Source organism: Janthinobacterium sp. Ant5-2-1 (assembly GCF_001445815.1).
Taxonomy (GTDB): domain Bacteria; phylum Pseudomonadota; class Gammaproteobacteria; order Burkholderiales; family Burkholderiaceae_D; genus Janthinobacterium; species Janthinobacterium lividum_E.
Genome location: NZ_LNCE01000008.1, coordinates 62,749 through 78,238 on the forward strand (window position 1 = coordinate 62,749; position 15,490 = coordinate 78,238).

Genomic DNA, 15,490 nt, shown 5'->3' on the forward strand with positions numbered 1-15,490 from the left:
CCTGTTGTTCACAGCTGCGATGCAGGATGTTCCGCGAGCGGCACGAAGTTGCCGCTCGACTCGTCGAGCGCATCGAGCGAACCGTTCTCGATGTCGTACACCCAGCCGTGCAGGGTCAGCCGGTGTTGCGCCATGGCCAGGGCCACCGAAGGATGGGTGCGCAGGTTATTGAGTTGCGCCACCACGTTGGCGCGCACCATGCCGTCGATGCGCGACTGCTCCGTCGGATGCTCGACCGATTCGTTGATCATGCGCGCCGCGTCCGCATGGTGCAGCCAGCTGCGCACGGCCGGCATGTGGTCGAGGCAGGCGCAGGTGGCGATCGCCTTCATCGCGCCGCAATCGGAATGGCCGCAAATGACGATGTCGGTCACGTTCAAGGCGGACACGGCAAACTCGACCGTGGCGCTGACGCCGCCCGGTTCGGGGCCGTACGACGGTACGATGTTGCCCGCGTTGCGGATCACGAAGAGTTCGCCTGGCTCGCGCTGCGTCACCAGTTCCGGCACCATGCGGCTGTCCGAGCAGGAAATGAACAGGGCCTTCGGGGTTTGCCCCGTGGCCAGGGTCTTGAACAACTCGCGGCGCTCAGGAAAAACCTCTTTTTGGAAGCGTAGGAATCCAGCAATAATGTCGCGCATAATAAATAGGGATCGTTATCTGAGCCGGTATTATCGCTGAATGGCGTCTGGCTTGCCTACTGCCCCCGCTTACTGCCCCTGTGGCGGTTGCCACAGCTCCACCTTGTTGCCCTCGGGATCGATGACCCAGCCGAACTGGCCGTATTCCGAATCGGGCGCCTTGTCCAGCACCTCACAGCCTTCCTCGCGCAAGGCTTGCAACAGCGCATCGAGGTCGTCGACCCGGTAATTGATTATGAAGGCAGCCTTGCCAGGCGCGAATTGCTCGCTGTCCCTGGCCGCCACGGACCAGATGGTGGTGCCGGCCGCGGGCTGGCCGTCAGCATCCGTCCAGCTAAAGGCGGCGCCGCCCCAGGGCTGCACGTCCAGCCCCAGGTGGCGCTGGTACCAGGCGCGCAGCGCGGCCGGGTCTTGCGCCTGGAAAAAGATGCCGCCGATGCCAGTAACTCGTTTCATGCCCGCCTCCGTTGCTGTCCAGTGCGTTGACTGTAACACCGGCTTGCGGGCATGGCAAACGAGCATGGCCGGTAGGCAAAAACGTTATCAAGATGTATAGTGGATTGCGGGTACGTAACCATGGGGTTGCGCGCGGATACGTGGAGAGCGTTCATGCTGAAAGTTGTTGGCCCTTTGATACTGCTGGCCTGCCTGGCCCTGACAGCCCCTGCGCATGCACAGGATAAACGCGACGCACCAAAATCCAACTCCGAGGCGGGCTTGTGCGCGCCCGTGTGTGCGTCGGCACGCCAGGAATGCCGCGCGCAAGTGCAGCAAGCAACGGAAGACGATACCAGCCCCATGCTGTCGATGAAGCCAAGCAGCAATCCCTACGCTGCCGCGAGCAGGGAAACGGGAGCCCAGTCGCAGCAGTTGCAACCGACGCAAGCCCAGGCCTTTCGTGCCCGGCGCGCCGAACGTCAGCAAGCCTGTGACGTGCAATATCGCAGTTGCACGCGCGCCTGCGGTTAAGTCATTCCAATCGGCTCAAGAATCGCATAATTCACATTAACTTGATACCGCAAGCGCTTGATTTTATTGACAACTTGAAGCGTAATCGAGCAGCATGTCTTCCAGGAACAGCTTGGGCGACAAGGGGTGCTCGGCAATTGCCCGGCGCTCGTTCGCCGCCTTGATGGCGACCATCAAACGGCTCACGTTGATGCGTCCTGCCAGCGCTTCCAGTTCGCGCCGGTGGCGCGGGTAGTAACGGATGGTGCCCGACAGCTTGACGGAAAACACATCGTACAGCCAGCGCTGCAGCGATGCCACCAGCGGCGCCAGCGGCGCCTTCTGCAATTTATCGGCCGCCTTCAGGGCCGCTTCCACGCCGGGATTGGCCAGCACTTGCAACAATTGTTCCGTCTCTTCGCGGCCGCCCGATTCGGACTGGGCCAGCGCGGCCAGCGGTGCGCCGCCCTGCTCGCGCAGCCAGCTGTCCGCATCGTTCAAGCCTTGGGCCTTGAGCCACGTCAAGGCCTGCTCGTGGCTGGGCATGGGCAAGGCGAATTTCCGGCAGCGCGACAGAATCGTCGGCAGCAAGCGGTCCAGGCTGTTCGAGGCCAGCAGGAACAAGGTGCCCGGCGGCGGTTCTTCCAGGGTTTTCAGCAAGGCGTTCGAGGCGGGCGTGTTCAACGCTTCGGCCGGGTACAGCACCACCACGCGCAAGCCCTGGCGGTGCGTGGAAATGTTCATGAAGTCGGCCAGGTTGCGGATCTGCTCGATCTTGATGTCTTTCGACGGCGTCTTGGTCTTGGTGCTTTTCTTCGCGCCTTCGCCCTCTTCGCCGTCGTCGGCCACCTCGTCCTCCAGCGCTTCCGGACGGACCCGGCGGTAATCGGGATGGTTGCCCTGGCTAAACCAGCCGCACGAGGCGCAGGCGCCGCAGGCATGGCCGTCGGCGCGCACGTCTTCGCACAGCAGCGCTTGCGCGAAATGCTCGATGAAGTCGGCCTTGCCGATGCCTTGCGCGCCATGGAACAAAATGGCGTGCGGCATGCGCGGGCGCAAGGCTTGCAATTGCTGCCAGGCGTCCTGTTGCCACGGATAGAGAAAACTGGTCATTTTATTCTTTGTAAATCAGCGTGTTGCGACGCTTTGTTCGAGCAAAATATCAAGTAATTGCGCGAGTTGCACCTGGATGTCGGCAATGCTTTGCGTGGAGTCGATGATGCGGAAGCGTTCCGGGAACTGGGCCGCGCGGCGCAGATATTCGTTGCGCGTGGCGGCAAAGAAATCGGCCTGCTCCTGCTCGAACTTGTCGAGCGCGCGCGTGGCGTCCAGGCGGGCGCGGGCGACAGCCAGCGGCACGTTGAACAAAAACGTCAAGTCCGGCTGCAAGTGCGGGTGAACCCACGCTTCCAGCGCTTCCATCTTGCCCAGATCCATGCCGCGGCCGCCGCCCTGGTAGGCGAAGCTGGCATCGGTGAAACGGTCGGAAATGACCCACTCGCCCCGTTCCAGGGCGGGCGCGATGACTTGCGCGATGTGTTCGCGGCGGCTGGCGAACATCAGCAAGGCTTCCGTTTCCAGATGCATCTTTTCATGCAGCAGCAGTTCGCGCAGCTTTTCGCCCAGGCTGGTGCCGCCCGGTTCGCGCGACGAGACGAGGCTCACCCCCCTTTGCTGCAGGTAGTCGGTGACAAAGCCGATATGCGTCGACTTGCCCGCGCCATCGATGCCTTCGAAGGTGATGAAACGGGGTTGATATTGTTGTGTCATGAAACTCTTAATCTTGTGATGATATTAACGCTGATACTGGTTCACGGCGCGGTTATGGTCGGGCAAGTTGGCCGAGAACTGGCTGGTGCCGTCGCCGCGCGCCACGAAATACAGCGCTTGCGTGCGGGCCGGCGCCAGCGCCGCCGTCAGCGATTGCGCGCCAGCCAGGGCGATCGGCGTGGGCGGCAAGCCGCCGCGCGTGTAGGTATTGTACGGGGTGTCCGCTTCCAGGTCGCGTTTGCGGATCTTGCCCTGGTAATTGTCGCCCATGCCGTAGATCACGGTCGGGTCCGTCTGCAGCAGCATGCCCGTCTTCAGGCGGTTGACGAACACGCCGGCGATCATCGCGCGCTCGGACTTTTGCCCCGTTTCCTTTTCCACGATGGAAGCCATGATCAGCGCCTCGTACGGGTTTTTATATGGCAAGGCCGGATCGCGCTTGTCCCACGCTTCGGACAGGCGGCCGATCATGGCCGTGTGCGCCTGCTTGAAAATCTGCATTTCGCTGGCGCCCTTGGCGAACAGATACGTGTCCGGGAAGAACAGGCCTTCCGGCAGCACATATTCGGGGCTGATCTTCGCCATCAGTTCCTTGTCGGACAGACCCACGGTATCGTGCTTGAGTCCCGGGTGGTTGGCCATGGCCAGGCGCATCTGCTTGAACGTCCAGCCTTCGATGATGGTCAGCGACTCTTGCGCGAACTCGCCGCGTGCCAGCTGCGTGATCAAACGCTGCGGCGTGGTGCCCGGTTTCAGCTCGTAGGAACCGGCCTTGATCTTCGAAGTCTTGCCTTCGATACGCGCCAGCATGTTGAACAGGATGGGCACGATGGGCACGCCCGCGTCCGCGATCTGCTGGCCTGCCGCATGCGCGCCGCTGCCCGGGCTGATCGTAAACGGGATCGCTTCGCCGTCCGTGGTGATGGGCTGCTGCGCCCAGTACACAAAAGTACCGCCCACGCCGATGGCGGCGATGACTGAACTGACTACAAGTTTTTTAAAGAAAGCCATTGTTCCGATTCTTGTGATGCGCTCGCTGGCAGGCAGCGCGCGCTTGTTATGATCGTTCATTTGTGAAGCAAGTGCGCGCAAAGCGGCGCCAACACTGGCAATCTTGCCGCTGCCGACGCAATTTGCGCGACATCACTATAATGAACCCGTAATGATAATGCTTAATCGCTGATCTAATGGAAATTATGAATAACTGGAATCAATTTTTAACCGCTCAAGGCGCCCGCCCCGTTGCCGCCGATGGCACGCCTGACGGCACCGCAAACTCCCCTGTCGCCGATTTCGGCCAGTCCCTGACAGTGGCCCAGCTGCAAGAAGGTTTTGTCGCGGCCATCACGGACCAGGGCTTGATCGGCTTGAACGGCGACGATGCAGCCAGTTTCCTGCACGGCCAGCTGACCAACGACGTGGAACACCTGAACCAGGAGCAAGTGCGCCTGGCCGGCTACTGCACGCCGAAAGGCCGCTTGCTGGCCAGTTTCCTGATGTGGCGCAACGCCACCACCATTTATCTGCAATTGCCGCGCGCCATACAGCCGGCCATCCAGAAGCGGCTGCAGATGTTCGTGCTGCGCGCCAAGGCCAAGCTGCACGATGCGTCCTTTGATGAAACGAGCCAGGTCGTCCTGGGCCTCGGCGGCAAGCAAGCCAGCGCGGCCCTGTCCGCCTGGTTCCCCAAGCTGCCCGTCACGCCGTTCAGCAAGGTCGAGCACGCGCTGGGCACCCTGCTGCGCGTGGCCGATGCGTTCGGCAGCGCCCGTTATCAATGGCTGACGTCCGCCGCCACGGCGCAGGACGTGTGGCAGCAGCTGGCCGAAACTCTCGCCAAGGGCGGCAATGACGCCTGGCAATTGTCCGAGATCCATGCGGGCATCCCGCAGATCACGGCCGCCACGCAAGAGCAGTTCGTGCCGCAGATGGTCAACTTCGAGCTGCTGGGCGGCGTCAATTTCAAGAAAGGCTGCTATCCGGGCCAGGAAATCGTCGCGCGCAGCCAGTATCTGGGCAAGCTCAAACGCCGCACCACCCTCGTCAGCATCGCTGATGCAACCGTCGTCGCCGGCGGCGAACTGTTCGCCGTCAGCGACCCCGAGCAACCGTGCGGCATGGTCGTCAACGCGGCGCCAAATGGCGTGGGCGGCATCGACGCTCTCGTTGAAATGAAGCTGGGGGCAATCGAAGAAGGTTCAAGCGCCGCCGGCGCCGTGCGCTACGGCTCGGCCCAGGGCGCTGCCGTGCAGTTCCTGCCCATGCCTTACGTGCTCGACGCACTCGACTTGTGAGAATGCCATGAAAGATTTGTACATTTATTACCAAGTCAAGGAAGAGCACGCCCAGGCGCTGGAAGCCCGGGTCCGCGCCTTGCAAGCGAAACTGGCGGCCGCGTCCGGCGTGGCGCCGCAATTGAAGCGCCGTCCTGACGCCAAGGATGGCTTGCAGACGTGGATGGAAATTTATCCTGTCGTCGGCGAAGGTTTTGCCGAGCTGCTGGTCAGCGCATCCGACGAAGCGGGCTTGCTGTCCTTGACGGCCGGCGCGCGCCATACGGAAGTGTTCATGGATTTGCCTCCATGTGCCTGATCGTTTTTGCCTGGAAAGTCAATCCGCACATCCCGCTGATTGCCGCCGCCAACCGCGACGAATTCTATGAACGTGCCAGCGCCCCCGCCGGCGCCTGGCCCGAACACCCGCAAGTGTATGCAGGCCGCGACCTGCAGGCGGGCGGCAGCTGGATGGGCATCACTCAGGCCGGCGGCGGCAGCTCGCGCTTTGCCGCCATCACGAATATCCGCAGCCCGCAAGACCGCAACCCCGACGCTCCCTCGCGCGGCGCCCTCGTGGCCGACTATTTGGCCGGCAACATGTCGCCGCAAGACTATATCGCGCAAATCCGCCCCGGCTGCAAAGCCTACAACGGTTTCAATCTGGTGCTCGGAGACGCCGATACCCTGATCTGGTTTTCCAACCGGGGTGATGGCGATGTGCGCAATGGCCAGCCTTTGGAGCCTGGCATCTACGGCTTGTCGAACGCCCTACTCGACGCGCCGTGGCCGAAGGTCCTGAAGACCAAGGCCCAGTTCGCCAGCTTGCTGTGCCAGGGCGCGCCGGACGAAGCGTATTTCGACATGCTGGCCGACACCACGCGCGCGCCCGACTTCCGCTTGCCGGACACGGGCGTGCCGCTCGACCTCGAGCGCGTGCTGTCCGCCGTCTGCATCGAAACGCCGGGCTACGGCACGCGCACGTCCACCGTCGTCAAATTGTTCCCGGACTCTCCCGGCGAACTGCATGAGCTGGTGATACAGTAGGTCGGGTAGGTCGGGTTAGCGCGCGAGCGCGTAACCCGACAACACCACCACACGCAACCGGCATCACCGCCGTCCCCGATGTCGGATTACGCGCGCCTCTGGCGCGCTAATCCGACCTACGCAAGCCTCCCCTCTCTTCATCGAAAACCCACTCAACATCAGCACGCACAAAAAAAGAAAGCGCTTGCGCAAGCGCTTTCTTTTGTTTACGATAGATTCAAACGCGGCGACACAGCCGTACTTAATCGCAGCACACAATAATAATAAAACCATCAGGAGACACCATGGCCACCATGGAAGATGTAGCGCGGGCGGCGGACGTATCGTTGTCGACCGTCTCTCACGTACTGAACGGGACCCGCAAGGTCAGCCCGAAAACCGTCGCCGCCGTCAATGCGGCCATGCAGCAGATCGGCTATGTGCCCAACATGCTGGCGCGCGCGCTGGCCGGTTCCTCGTCGGGCACCATCGGCGTGGCCATTTCCGCCTTCACCAATCATTACTTCAGCGAAACCGTGCGCGCCATCGAGGCCGCCTGCACGCGCCATGGCTTGATGATGCTGTTTTCCGATACGCATGACGATCCCGAGCAGGAATTGAAAGTGGTGCAGAACTTGCACCAGCGCCGGGTCGACGGCATCGTGCTGGCGCCGTCGGGCGACACGCATCACCGCACGCTCGACTATTTGAGCAGCAATAAGATCGCTTCCGTGCTGGTGGACCGCATGTCGGCGCAGCCGTTCGACCAGGTGGGCGTGGAAAATATCGAGGCGACGGCCGAACTGGTCGGTCACCTGATCACCGTCCACGGCCACCGCCGCATCGGCTTCATCGCGGGCGCGCCCGGCCTGTCCACGACGGACGAGCGTATCGACGGCTATCGCCTGGCCTTGCAGCGCGCCAATATCGTCTTCGACCCCGCACTGCTGCGCTCAGGCGACTCCAATCTGGAGCGCAGCGGCGCGGCCACGCGCGAATTGCTGGCCCTGCCCGCCGGACAGCGTCCCACGGCCATCGTTGCCGGCAATAACCTGATGACCATCGGCACCATGCACGCCTTGCGCGACGCGCACATTGCGGTACCGCAAGACGTGTCCCTGGCAGGCTTCGATGATTTCGACTGGGCCGATTATTTCAGCCCCCGCTTGACCGTGATGGCGCAGCCGCTCGAAGAGCTGGGCGCCATGGCCGTCGACCTGCTGATCGACCGTATCGCCAACCCGGGCCGCGCCCGGCACGTGCAGCGCTTGTCGCCGACCCTGCGCGTACGCAATTCCTGCGGCTGCCCCTGACCTTTTACAGCAAACCATAATGCATCCAGCGATTTCCCTCGGTATCGATCTTGGTACCTCCGAACTGAAAACCGTGCTGATGGACAGCACTGGCACCGTGCGCGGCCAGGCTTCCGTGCGTATCGACACCAGCCACCCACAGCCGGGCTGGTCCGAACAAGCGCCGCAGGACTGGTGGGCCGCCTGCGTCAACGCGCTGGGCCAGCTGCGCGCCGGCTGGCCGCAGGAATATGCGCAGATCGCCTGCATCGGCCTGTCGGGCCAGATGCATGGCGCCGTGCTGCTCGACAGCAACGACAATGTAATTCGTCCCGCCATCCTGTGGAACGATGCGCGTTCCGAAGCCGAAGCGGCTGCCCTGGCGCGCGACTATCCCGCCTATGCGGACGTGACGGGCAGCCTGCCCATGGCGGGACTGACGGCGCCGAAACTGCTGTGGCTGCAAACGCACGAGCCTGACGCTTTCAATGCCATCGCCTGCCTGCTGTCGCCCAAGGATTACCTGCGCCTGCAATTGACTGGCAACAAGGTCACCGACATGTCCGACGCGGCCGGCACCCTGTGGCTGGACGAGGCCAAGCGTGCCTGGTTCGCCCCCATGCTGGCCGCCTGCGGCCTGGCGCCGGAACAGATGCCGGCCTTGGCCGAAGGCGATGCCGCCACGGGCACGGTGCTGGCCGCCGTGGCAGACAAGCTGGGCTTGCCATCGGACGTGGTGGTGGCGGCCGGCGGCGGCGACAACCCCGTCTCGGCCGTGGGCATCGGCGCCGTCAACGGCGGCGACAGTTTCATTTCACTGGGCACCAGCGCCGCCATCGTTTCCGTCACCGAAGCGCCTTTGGGCAACCCGGCCGGCGGCGTGCACAGCTTTTGCCACGCCCTGCCCGGCCGCTGGTATGCGATGGGCGCGATCCTGTCCGGCGCCAGCTGCCTGCGCTGGGCCACGGGCGTACTGGGCCAGCCCGACGAGGCAGCCCTGCTGGCGCTGGTGGAAAGCGCTCTGCCGCTCGACAGCGCCATCGCGCCCTCCGCGCCCCTGTTCCTGCCCTACCTGTCGGGCGAGCGCACGCCGCATAACGACCCGCAAGTGCGCGGCGCCTTCCTGCAACTGGGCCACGACAGCACACCGGCGCAGCTCGGCTACGCCGTGCTCGAAGGCGTGGCCTTCGCCTTGCGCGACGCCATGGCGGCCGTCACGTCGACGGGCGCCGTCGTTCCCCACTGCATGCTGGTGGGCGGCGGCGCGCGCAGCCAGTATTGGGCGCAGTTGCTGGCCAATGTGCTGGGCCGCGAGATGCGCACCTTGCACAACAGCGAACTGTCGGCCAGCCTGGGCGCGGCCAAGCTGGGCTTTGCTGCCATCGGCCAGCGCCAGTTGCTGGCCACCAGCTTGCCCATCAAAAACACTTTCCTGCCCGATGCCGCGCACAGCGCAGCCTTGAGCATCCGTTACGGCCGCTACCGTAGCCTGTTTCCCGCCGTGCAAGCCTTGCACCAACTCAGTGATAAGGAATAGTAATGAATCAGCTGCAACAACTAAAACAGTACAGCACCGTCGTCGCCGACACGGGCGACTTCCTGCAACTGGCGCGCTTCGCGCCGCAGGACGCCACCACCAATCCGTCGCTGATTTTAAAAGCCGTGCTGCAGCCCGATTACGCGCCATTGCTGGAAAGCACGGTCGCCGCGCACAAGCATGCATCGCTGGACGATATTGTCGACCAGGTGCTGGTGCGCTTCGGCCTGGAAATTTTGAAGGTCGTGCCGGGCCGCGTATCGACGGAAGTCGATGCCCGTTTGAGCTTTGACCGCGACGCCACCATCGCCCGCGGGCGCCGCCTGATCGCCCTGTACGAGCAAGCCGGCATTCGTCGCGAGCGCGTGCTGATCAAGGTCGCCGCCACCTGGGAAGGCATCCAGGCGGCGCGCGAGCTGGAAAAAGACGGCATCTTTTGCAACCTGACCCTGCTGTTCGCGTTTTGCCAGGCCGTTGCCTGCGCCGACGCGAAAGTGCGCCTGATTTCGCCATTTGTGGGCCGCATCTACGACTGGCACAAGAAGTCGATGGGTGCGGCATGGGACGAAGCGGCGCGCAGCCTGTCCAACGATCCAGGTGTACAGTCGGTGACGCGCATCTTCAATTACTACAAACAACATGGCATCGCCACGCAAGTGATGGGCGCCAGCTTCCGCAACGTGGGGCAGATCACGGCCCTGTCCGGCTGCGACTTGCTGACCATCAGCCCCGACCTGCTGGTCAAGCTGGAAGCGCTTGACGCTCCGTTCGAGCGCGCCCTGGGCGGCGACCTGGGCGCGGCGCAGCCGGCCGTCACGTATGACGAAGCCACTTTCCGCTACGCCTTGAATGACGACGCGATGGCCACCGAAAAGCTGGCCGAAGGCATCCGCGGCTTTGCCGTCGATGCGGGCAAGCTGGACGCCATGATCGAGAAATTACGTAATCAATAAGTTTTTCACCCGTAGCACCGTTTGTTTTTCACAATAAAAACCCTTGGAGATCCACATGAAAAAAGTCATTACCGCCTCCCTGCTGTTGTCCGCCGCCTGCGGCGCTTTCGCCGCTGACAAACCGCTGAAATCGATCGGCGTGAGCGTGGGCGACCTGGCCAACCCGTTTTTTGTCGCCATTGGTCGCGGCGCGGAAGAAAGCGCGAAAAAGCTGGGCGGCCCTGGCGTGAAAGTCACCACTGTTTCCAGCAAGTATGACCTGAACACCCAGGTGGACCAGATTGAAAACTTTATTGCCAACAAGACCGACATCATCATCCTGAACGCCGTTGATTCCAAGGGCATCGCCCCTGCCATCAAGAAAGCGCGCAATGCGGGCGTGGTCGTGATCGCCGTCGACGTGGGCGCCGTAGGCGCTTCGGCCACCGTGATGTCCGACAACACCATGGCTGGCGACGTGTCGTGCGCCTACCTGGCCAAGCAGATCGGCGGCAAGGGCAATGTCGTGATCCTCAACGGCCCGCCGGTCACCTCCGTGATCGACCGCGTCAACGGCTGCAAGAAAACCCTGGCCGCGTTCAAGGACATCAAGATCCTGTCCGACAACCAGAACGCCGGCGGCAGCCGCGACGGCGGCATGACCGTGATGTCGAACCTGCTGACGGCCTATCCGAAGATCGACGGCGTGTTCGCCATCAACGATCCTACCGGTATCGGCGCCGAACTGGCGATCAAGCAATCGAAGCGCACGGACGTCAAACTGATCACGGCCGTCGATGGCGCGCCCGATGGCCAGAACGCCCTGAAAAACAAGGCTGGCCTGTTTGCCGCCACCTCGGCGCAAAACCCGTACCGCATGGCGACCGACGCCGTGCAGATGGGCTACGACATCATGAACGGCCGCACGCCGAAACAGACGATGGTGCTGTTGCCGACCCCGGCCATCACCAAGGAAAACGTCGCCACCTATACGGGCTGGGTAAAGAACTGATCTGCCTGACCTGAACCACGTGTTGCCCGCCCCGGCCCCGGCCCAAGGGCGGGCAACAGTTTCAAAAGCAAGGAAGGACAGTCATGAGCGACAATATTATTTTTGAAATGCGCGGCATCGAGAAGCGCTTTGGCGCCACGCGCGCGCTGCGCGGCGTGCACCTGACAGTGCGCAGCGGCGAAATCCATGCCGTGATGGGCGAAAATGGCGCCGGCAAGAGCACCCTGATGAAGATTTTATCCGGCGTCTACACGCCGGACGCGGGCGAGATCATTCTCGACGGCAAGCCGATCCGCATCCGCAACCCGGGCGAGGCACGCGCGCTGGGCATCAACCTGATCTACCAGGAATTGAGCGTGGCCAAGAACATGACGGTGGCGCAGAACGTCTTCATGGGCAGCGAGCCGAAAGGACCGTTCTGGACCGTCAAGGGCGGCGAAATGCGTGCGCGCACGAACGCCATCCTGGCCGACCTCGGTTCCCGTTTCGACGCCGACACCATGGTCTCGACCCTGTCGATCGCCGAGCAGCAGCAGGTGGAAATCGCCCGCGCCCTCGTGCACGAAAGCCGCATCCTGATCATGGACGAGCCCACTGCCGCCCTGTCCGACCGGGAAACAGAACAATTATTCCGCATCATCGAAGAACAGCGCGACAAGGGCCTGGCCGTACTGTACATCAGCCACCGCATGGCCGAAGTGGAACGCCTGGCGCGCCGCATCACGGTGCTGCGCGACGGCGCCTATGTGGGCGAGCTGGGCAAGGATGAACTGGATCAAAAGAAAGTCGTGCAAATGATGGTGGGCCGCCCCGCCGACGACTTTTATTCGCACCAGCGGCGCACCACGCGGGGCGCCGAGCGCTTGCGCGTGGAAGACGTCGGCGGCGGCAAGGTCAAGCCGGCCTCGTTCACCCTGCATGCGGGCGAAGTGACGGGTCTTGCCGGCCTCGTCGGTGCGGGCCGCACGGAACTGGCGCGCCTGATCTTTGGCGCCGACAAGAAACAAACGGGGCAAGTGTGGCTCGATGGCCAGGAAGTGCACATCCACCGGCCGCTGGCAGCCATCCGCCACGGCATCGGCTACCTGCCGGAAGACCGCAAGAGCCTGGGCCTGTTCATGCAATTGTCGGCCATGGAAAACATGTCGATGAATATCCTGTCCAAGCATGCGACGGCGGGCGTGGTCAACCGTGGCGCCCTGACCCAGCTGACGCGCGAGGCGATAGCCAACCTCAACGTGAAAGTGTCGGGACCGGACGGCATCGTGGGCGGCCTGTCCGGCGGTAACCAGCAGAAAGTCTTGCTGGCGCGCTGGCTGGCCATCGCCCCGAAAGTGCTCATCCTCGACGAACCGACGCGCGGCGTGGACGTGGGCGCGAAGAGCGAAATCTACAAGATCATCCACCAGCTGGCGGACGCAGGCACGGCCGTGCTGTGCATTTCCAGCGAACTGGCCGAGCTGGTCGGCATTTGCGACCGCGTGATGGTGATGTGCGAAGGACGCCTGACAGGCGAAGTGACGGGCGACGATATCACGCAGGAGAACATCCTTGCTTATGCCACCCATCTGGAAGCGGCATAAAAATACGCATTAGCATAATTATTCAGGAGAATTAACATGACAACGAGTACCACCAGCGGCGCCGCACGCGCCGGCGAACCCTTCAATGCCTCGAACCTGATGCGCCGCCTGGGCATGCTGCCCGTGCTGGTGGTGCTGTACCTGGCCATGTATGGCCTGACCGTGTACTTCTCGGCCGACGGCACGTCGACGTTCATGACCAGCAATAACACCATGAACATCTTCCGCCAGGTATCGATCAACATCGTGCTGGCATCCGGCATGACCTTCGTCATTCTGACCAGCGGCATCGACCTGTCCGTCGGTTCCGTCTTGGCCGTCTCGGCCGTGGCAGGCATGCTGATGTCGCTGTCGGCCCAGTTCGCCGGCTTTTCGATCCCCACTTTCATCATCGTTGGCCTGCTGCTGGGCGCGCTCAATGGCGTGCTGGTCGCCCTCGTCGGCCTGAACCCCTTCGTGGTGACCTTGGGCACCATGACGGCCCTGCGCGGCGCGGCCTACCTGCTGGCCGACGGCACCAGCGTGCTGAACACGGAAATCCCAAGCTTCGAATGGATGGGTAACGGCAGCTTCCTGGCCGTGCCCTGGCTGATCTGGCTGGCGGCCGCCGTCGTCGTGCTGACCTGGTTCATCCTGCGCAAGACCACCCTGGGCCTGCATATCTACGCGGTCGGCGGCAATATCCAGGCGGCCCGTTTGACCGGCATCAAAGTCGGCCTCGTGCTGATGTTTGTCTACACGATCAGCGGCCTGTTCGCCGGCCTGGGCGGCGCCATGTCGGCCAGCCGTCTGTATGCGGCCAACGGCAACTGGGGCACGGGCTATGAGCTGGACGCCATCGCGGCCGTCGTGCTGGGCGGCACGAGCCTGATGGGCGGCGTGGGTTCCGTCTGGGGCACCGTCATCGGCGCCCTGATCATCGGCGTGATGAACAATGGTTTGACGATTTTGGGCCTGTCGTCGTTCTGGCAGTATGTGGCGAAAGGCGTCGTGATCGTGCTGGCCGTGATCCTCGACAAATGGCGCCAGTCGCACGCGCAGAACTGATTGTGACGTGGTGCGTCGGGTTACGCGCTTTGCGCTAACCCGACCTACCATTGACGTAACAGGTCGGTGTAGGTCGGATTAGGCCGCAGGCCGTAATCCGACAACACCCTAGAACACCAGCCGCATCTCCACATGCGCAATCCCCGCCTCTTCAAATTGTTCCCCCTGCTGCACGAAACCGTGGCGCGCATAGAATGGCGCGGCCACGGTTTGTGCGTTCAGCACCACCGCTGCATCGCCCCGCTCCCGGGCTTTCTCCATCAGCAAGGTCAAAATGGCGCCACCCACGCCCGTGCCGCGGCCCGGCTGGTGCACGGCCATGCGGCCGATGTGGCCGTCTGGCAATAACCGGCCCGTGCCGATGGCGTTGCCGACGGCGTCATAGGCAACGGCGTGCAGGCAGACGGCATCCATGTCGTCGAGTTCGATCTCGGCCGGCACTTTCTGTTCATCGACGAAAACTTCAAAACGGATGGCGGTGGCGTCAGGGCCCAGTGTGGCCCAGTCGCCGAGGCGGATGGTGTGCTTGGTCATGGCATGCGGTAATAAGGGAGGGGCCGCCATTGTCGCACGGCCCGCCACGCCTTGGCAGGTGGTGCGGCTCAAGCGTTCGATTTCAAGTAACGTCCAGGTGTTTCACCGAGTATTTTGCGAAACATGACGACAAAATTGCTCGCGTTCTCGTAGCCCAGGCCCTCTGCGACATGCTGGACCGTGGCGCCCCTGGCCATCCATTGCAAGGCGAGCAGTATATGCAGTTGCCTGCGCCAGCGTCCGAAACTCATGCCGGTTTCCCGGGACACCAGGCGTGACAGCGTGCGCGCACTGATGCCCATCCGCTGCGCCCACGATTCGATGTTGCCTGGATCGGATGGACGCGCCATGATCCACTCGACCAGTTTGCGTAGCCGCTTGTCTGGCGTCAGGGGAAGATGAACCTGACCGGGCTGCGCCAACGCCATTTCGTCGAGAAGCAGTGTCATCACCCGTGACGCCATGCCGCCCTCTTCGTAGCGCATCGGCAATGCCGCTGAACGGATCACCAATTCACGCAGCAGCGGCGTGGTCGACAAGGTGCAGCACTCCCGCGGCAACGCGTCGCCCACCGCAGGATCGACATACACCACGTAACAATCGACCGTGCCGGCCCCATCCATTCGATGTTGTGTGCCGCCTGGTACCCAAATGGCGCTCCCCGGCGGCACCAGCCAGAAGCCGCCGTCGACCTCGCAGGTGAGCACGCCCCGCATCCAGAGCAGGAACTGGCCTTTTCGATGCTGATGAAAATCCTTCTCCTGGCGGCTATCCATCTCGCGGCCCACGGCGCCAAGCGTAACCACCGGCCTTGGCACGCAGTCGGGATCTTCCCAGTCGCTGGACGAGTCGTCGCTGAAAACAGGCATCGGGCACCTTTCAAGGAGCAGAATCA

17 protein-coding genes are annotated in these 15,490 nt (G+C 62.9%); 10 read left to right on the forward strand and 7 right to left on the reverse strand.

Going from position 1 to position 15,490, the window contains the following annotated elements:
• Positions 1 to 8: 8 nt before the first annotated feature.
• Positions 9 to 641, reverse strand: a complete 633-nt coding sequence (locus tag ASN89_RS02225; protein WP_046682743.1) for a carbonic anhydrase — start codon at positions 639 to 641, stop codon at positions 9 to 11.
• 69 nt (positions 642 to 710) lie between these two features.
• On the reverse strand, positions 711 to 1,097 hold the full coding sequence (locus ASN89_RS02230; protein WP_058048120.1) for a VOC family protein: 387 nt from the start codon (positions 1,095 to 1,097) through the stop codon (positions 711 to 713).
• 153 nt (positions 1,098 to 1,250) lie between these two features.
• Between ASN89_RS02230 and ASN89_RS02235 the strand changes: the two genes are divergently transcribed.
• On the forward strand, positions 1,251 to 1,610 hold the full coding sequence (locus ASN89_RS02235; RefSeq protein ID WP_058048121.1) for a hypothetical protein: 360 nt from the start codon (positions 1,251 to 1,253) through the stop codon (positions 1,608 to 1,610).
• Positions 1,611 to 1,673: 63 nt separating this feature from the next.
• On the opposite strand, the gene ASN89_RS02240 is transcribed toward ASN89_RS02235, so the two are convergent.
• From ASN89_RS02240 to mltG, 3 genes are read right to left on the reverse strand one after another with little or no spacing between them, the layout of a single operon-like run.
• Positions 1,674 to 2,702, reverse strand: a complete 1,029-nt coding sequence (locus ASN89_RS02240) for a DNA polymerase III subunit delta' (protein ID WP_058048122.1) — start codon at positions 2,700 to 2,702, stop codon at positions 1,674 to 1,676.
• 15 nt (positions 2,703 to 2,717) lie between these two features.
• Positions 2,718 to 3,359, reverse strand: a complete 642-nt coding sequence (gene tmk / locus ASN89_RS02245; RefSeq protein WP_058048123.1) for a dTMP kinase — start codon at positions 3,357 to 3,359, stop codon at positions 2,718 to 2,720.
• Positions 3,360 to 3,383: 24 nt separating this feature from the next.
• The gene (gene mltG, locus ASN89_RS02250; protein WP_058048124.1) at positions 3,384 to 4,370 is read right to left on the reverse strand and encodes an endolytic transglycosylase MltG; all 987 of its coding nucleotides are present in this window, start codon (positions 4,368 to 4,370) and stop codon (positions 3,384 to 3,386) included.
• Between the two features lie 176 nt (positions 4,371 to 4,546).
• Between mltG and ASN89_RS02255 the strand changes: the two genes are divergently transcribed.
• From ASN89_RS02255 to ASN89_RS02295, 9 genes are all read left to right on the forward strand, one after another.
• Positions 4,547 to 5,653 (forward strand): YgfZ/GcvT domain-containing protein, encoded by a 1,107-nt coding sequence (locus ASN89_RS02255; RefSeq protein WP_082654358.1) that lies wholly within the window; start codon positions 4,547 to 4,549, stop codon positions 5,651 to 5,653.
• Between the two features lie 7 nt (positions 5,654 to 5,660).
• The gene (locus ASN89_RS02260; protein WP_046682750.1) at positions 5,661 to 5,951 is read left to right on the forward strand and encodes a DUF4936 family protein; all 291 of its coding nucleotides are present in this window, start codon (positions 5,661 to 5,663) and stop codon (positions 5,949 to 5,951) included.
• Entirely contained in the window at positions 5,942 to 6,679 is a 738-nt protein-coding gene (locus ASN89_RS02265; protein WP_058048125.1) for an NRDE family protein, read from the forward strand. The genes ASN89_RS02260 and ASN89_RS02265 overlap by 10 nt, the downstream gene beginning before the upstream one ends.
• 284 nt (positions 6,680 to 6,963) lie before the next feature.
• Entirely contained in the window at positions 6,964 to 7,971 is a 1,008-nt protein-coding gene (locus tag ASN89_RS02270; RefSeq protein ID WP_058048126.1) for a LacI family DNA-binding transcriptional regulator, read from the forward strand.
• Between the two features lie 31 nt (positions 7,972 to 8,002).
• A complete protein-coding gene (xylB, locus tag ASN89_RS02275; protein WP_200968953.1) occupies positions 8,003 to 9,487 on the forward strand; it encodes a xylulokinase in 1,485 nt (494 codons plus the stop codon).
• 2 nt (positions 9,488 to 9,489) lie between these two features.
• Positions 9,490 to 10,440, forward strand: coding sequence for a transaldolase (tal, locus tag ASN89_RS02280; RefSeq protein ID WP_058048128.1), 951 nt, complete (start codon positions 9,490 to 9,492; stop codon positions 10,438 to 10,440).
• A 55-nt stretch (positions 10,441 to 10,495) separates the two neighbouring features.
• Positions 10,496 to 11,431 carry an ABC transporter substrate-binding protein gene (locus ASN89_RS02285; protein ID WP_138829099.1) on the forward strand — a complete coding sequence of 312 codons (936 nt, stop codon included), beginning with the start codon at positions 10,496 to 10,498 and terminating at the stop codon, positions 11,429 to 11,431.
• An 83-nt stretch (positions 11,432 to 11,514) separates the two neighbouring features.
• A complete protein-coding gene (locus ASN89_RS02290; protein ID WP_046682755.1) occupies positions 11,515 to 13,014 on the forward strand; it encodes a sugar ABC transporter ATP-binding protein in 1,500 nt (499 codons plus the stop codon).
• A 36-nt stretch (positions 13,015 to 13,050) separates the two neighbouring features.
• Complete coding sequence (locus ASN89_RS02295; RefSeq protein WP_046682756.1) at positions 13,051 to 14,061, forward strand: ABC transporter permease subunit; 1,011 nt, start codon at positions 13,051 to 13,053, stop codon at positions 14,059 to 14,061.
• 108 nt (positions 14,062 to 14,169) lie between these two features.
• Here the strand turns inward: ASN89_RS02295 and ASN89_RS02300 are convergent, their stop codons facing one another.
• Both ASN89_RS02300 and ASN89_RS02305 read right to left on the reverse strand, forming a co-directional pair.
• Positions 14,170 to 14,595 carry a GNAT family N-acetyltransferase gene (locus ASN89_RS02300; RefSeq protein WP_046682757.1) on the reverse strand — a complete coding sequence of 142 codons (426 nt, stop codon included), beginning with the start codon at positions 14,593 to 14,595 and terminating at the stop codon, positions 14,170 to 14,172.
• Between the two features lie 68 nt (positions 14,596 to 14,663).
• Positions 14,664 to 15,464: an AraC family transcriptional regulator gene (locus tag ASN89_RS02305; protein ID WP_058048129.1), complete on the reverse strand. Its 801-nt coding sequence runs from the start codon at positions 15,462 to 15,464 to the stop codon at positions 14,664 to 14,666.
• Positions 15,465 to 15,490 lie beyond the last annotated feature (26 nt).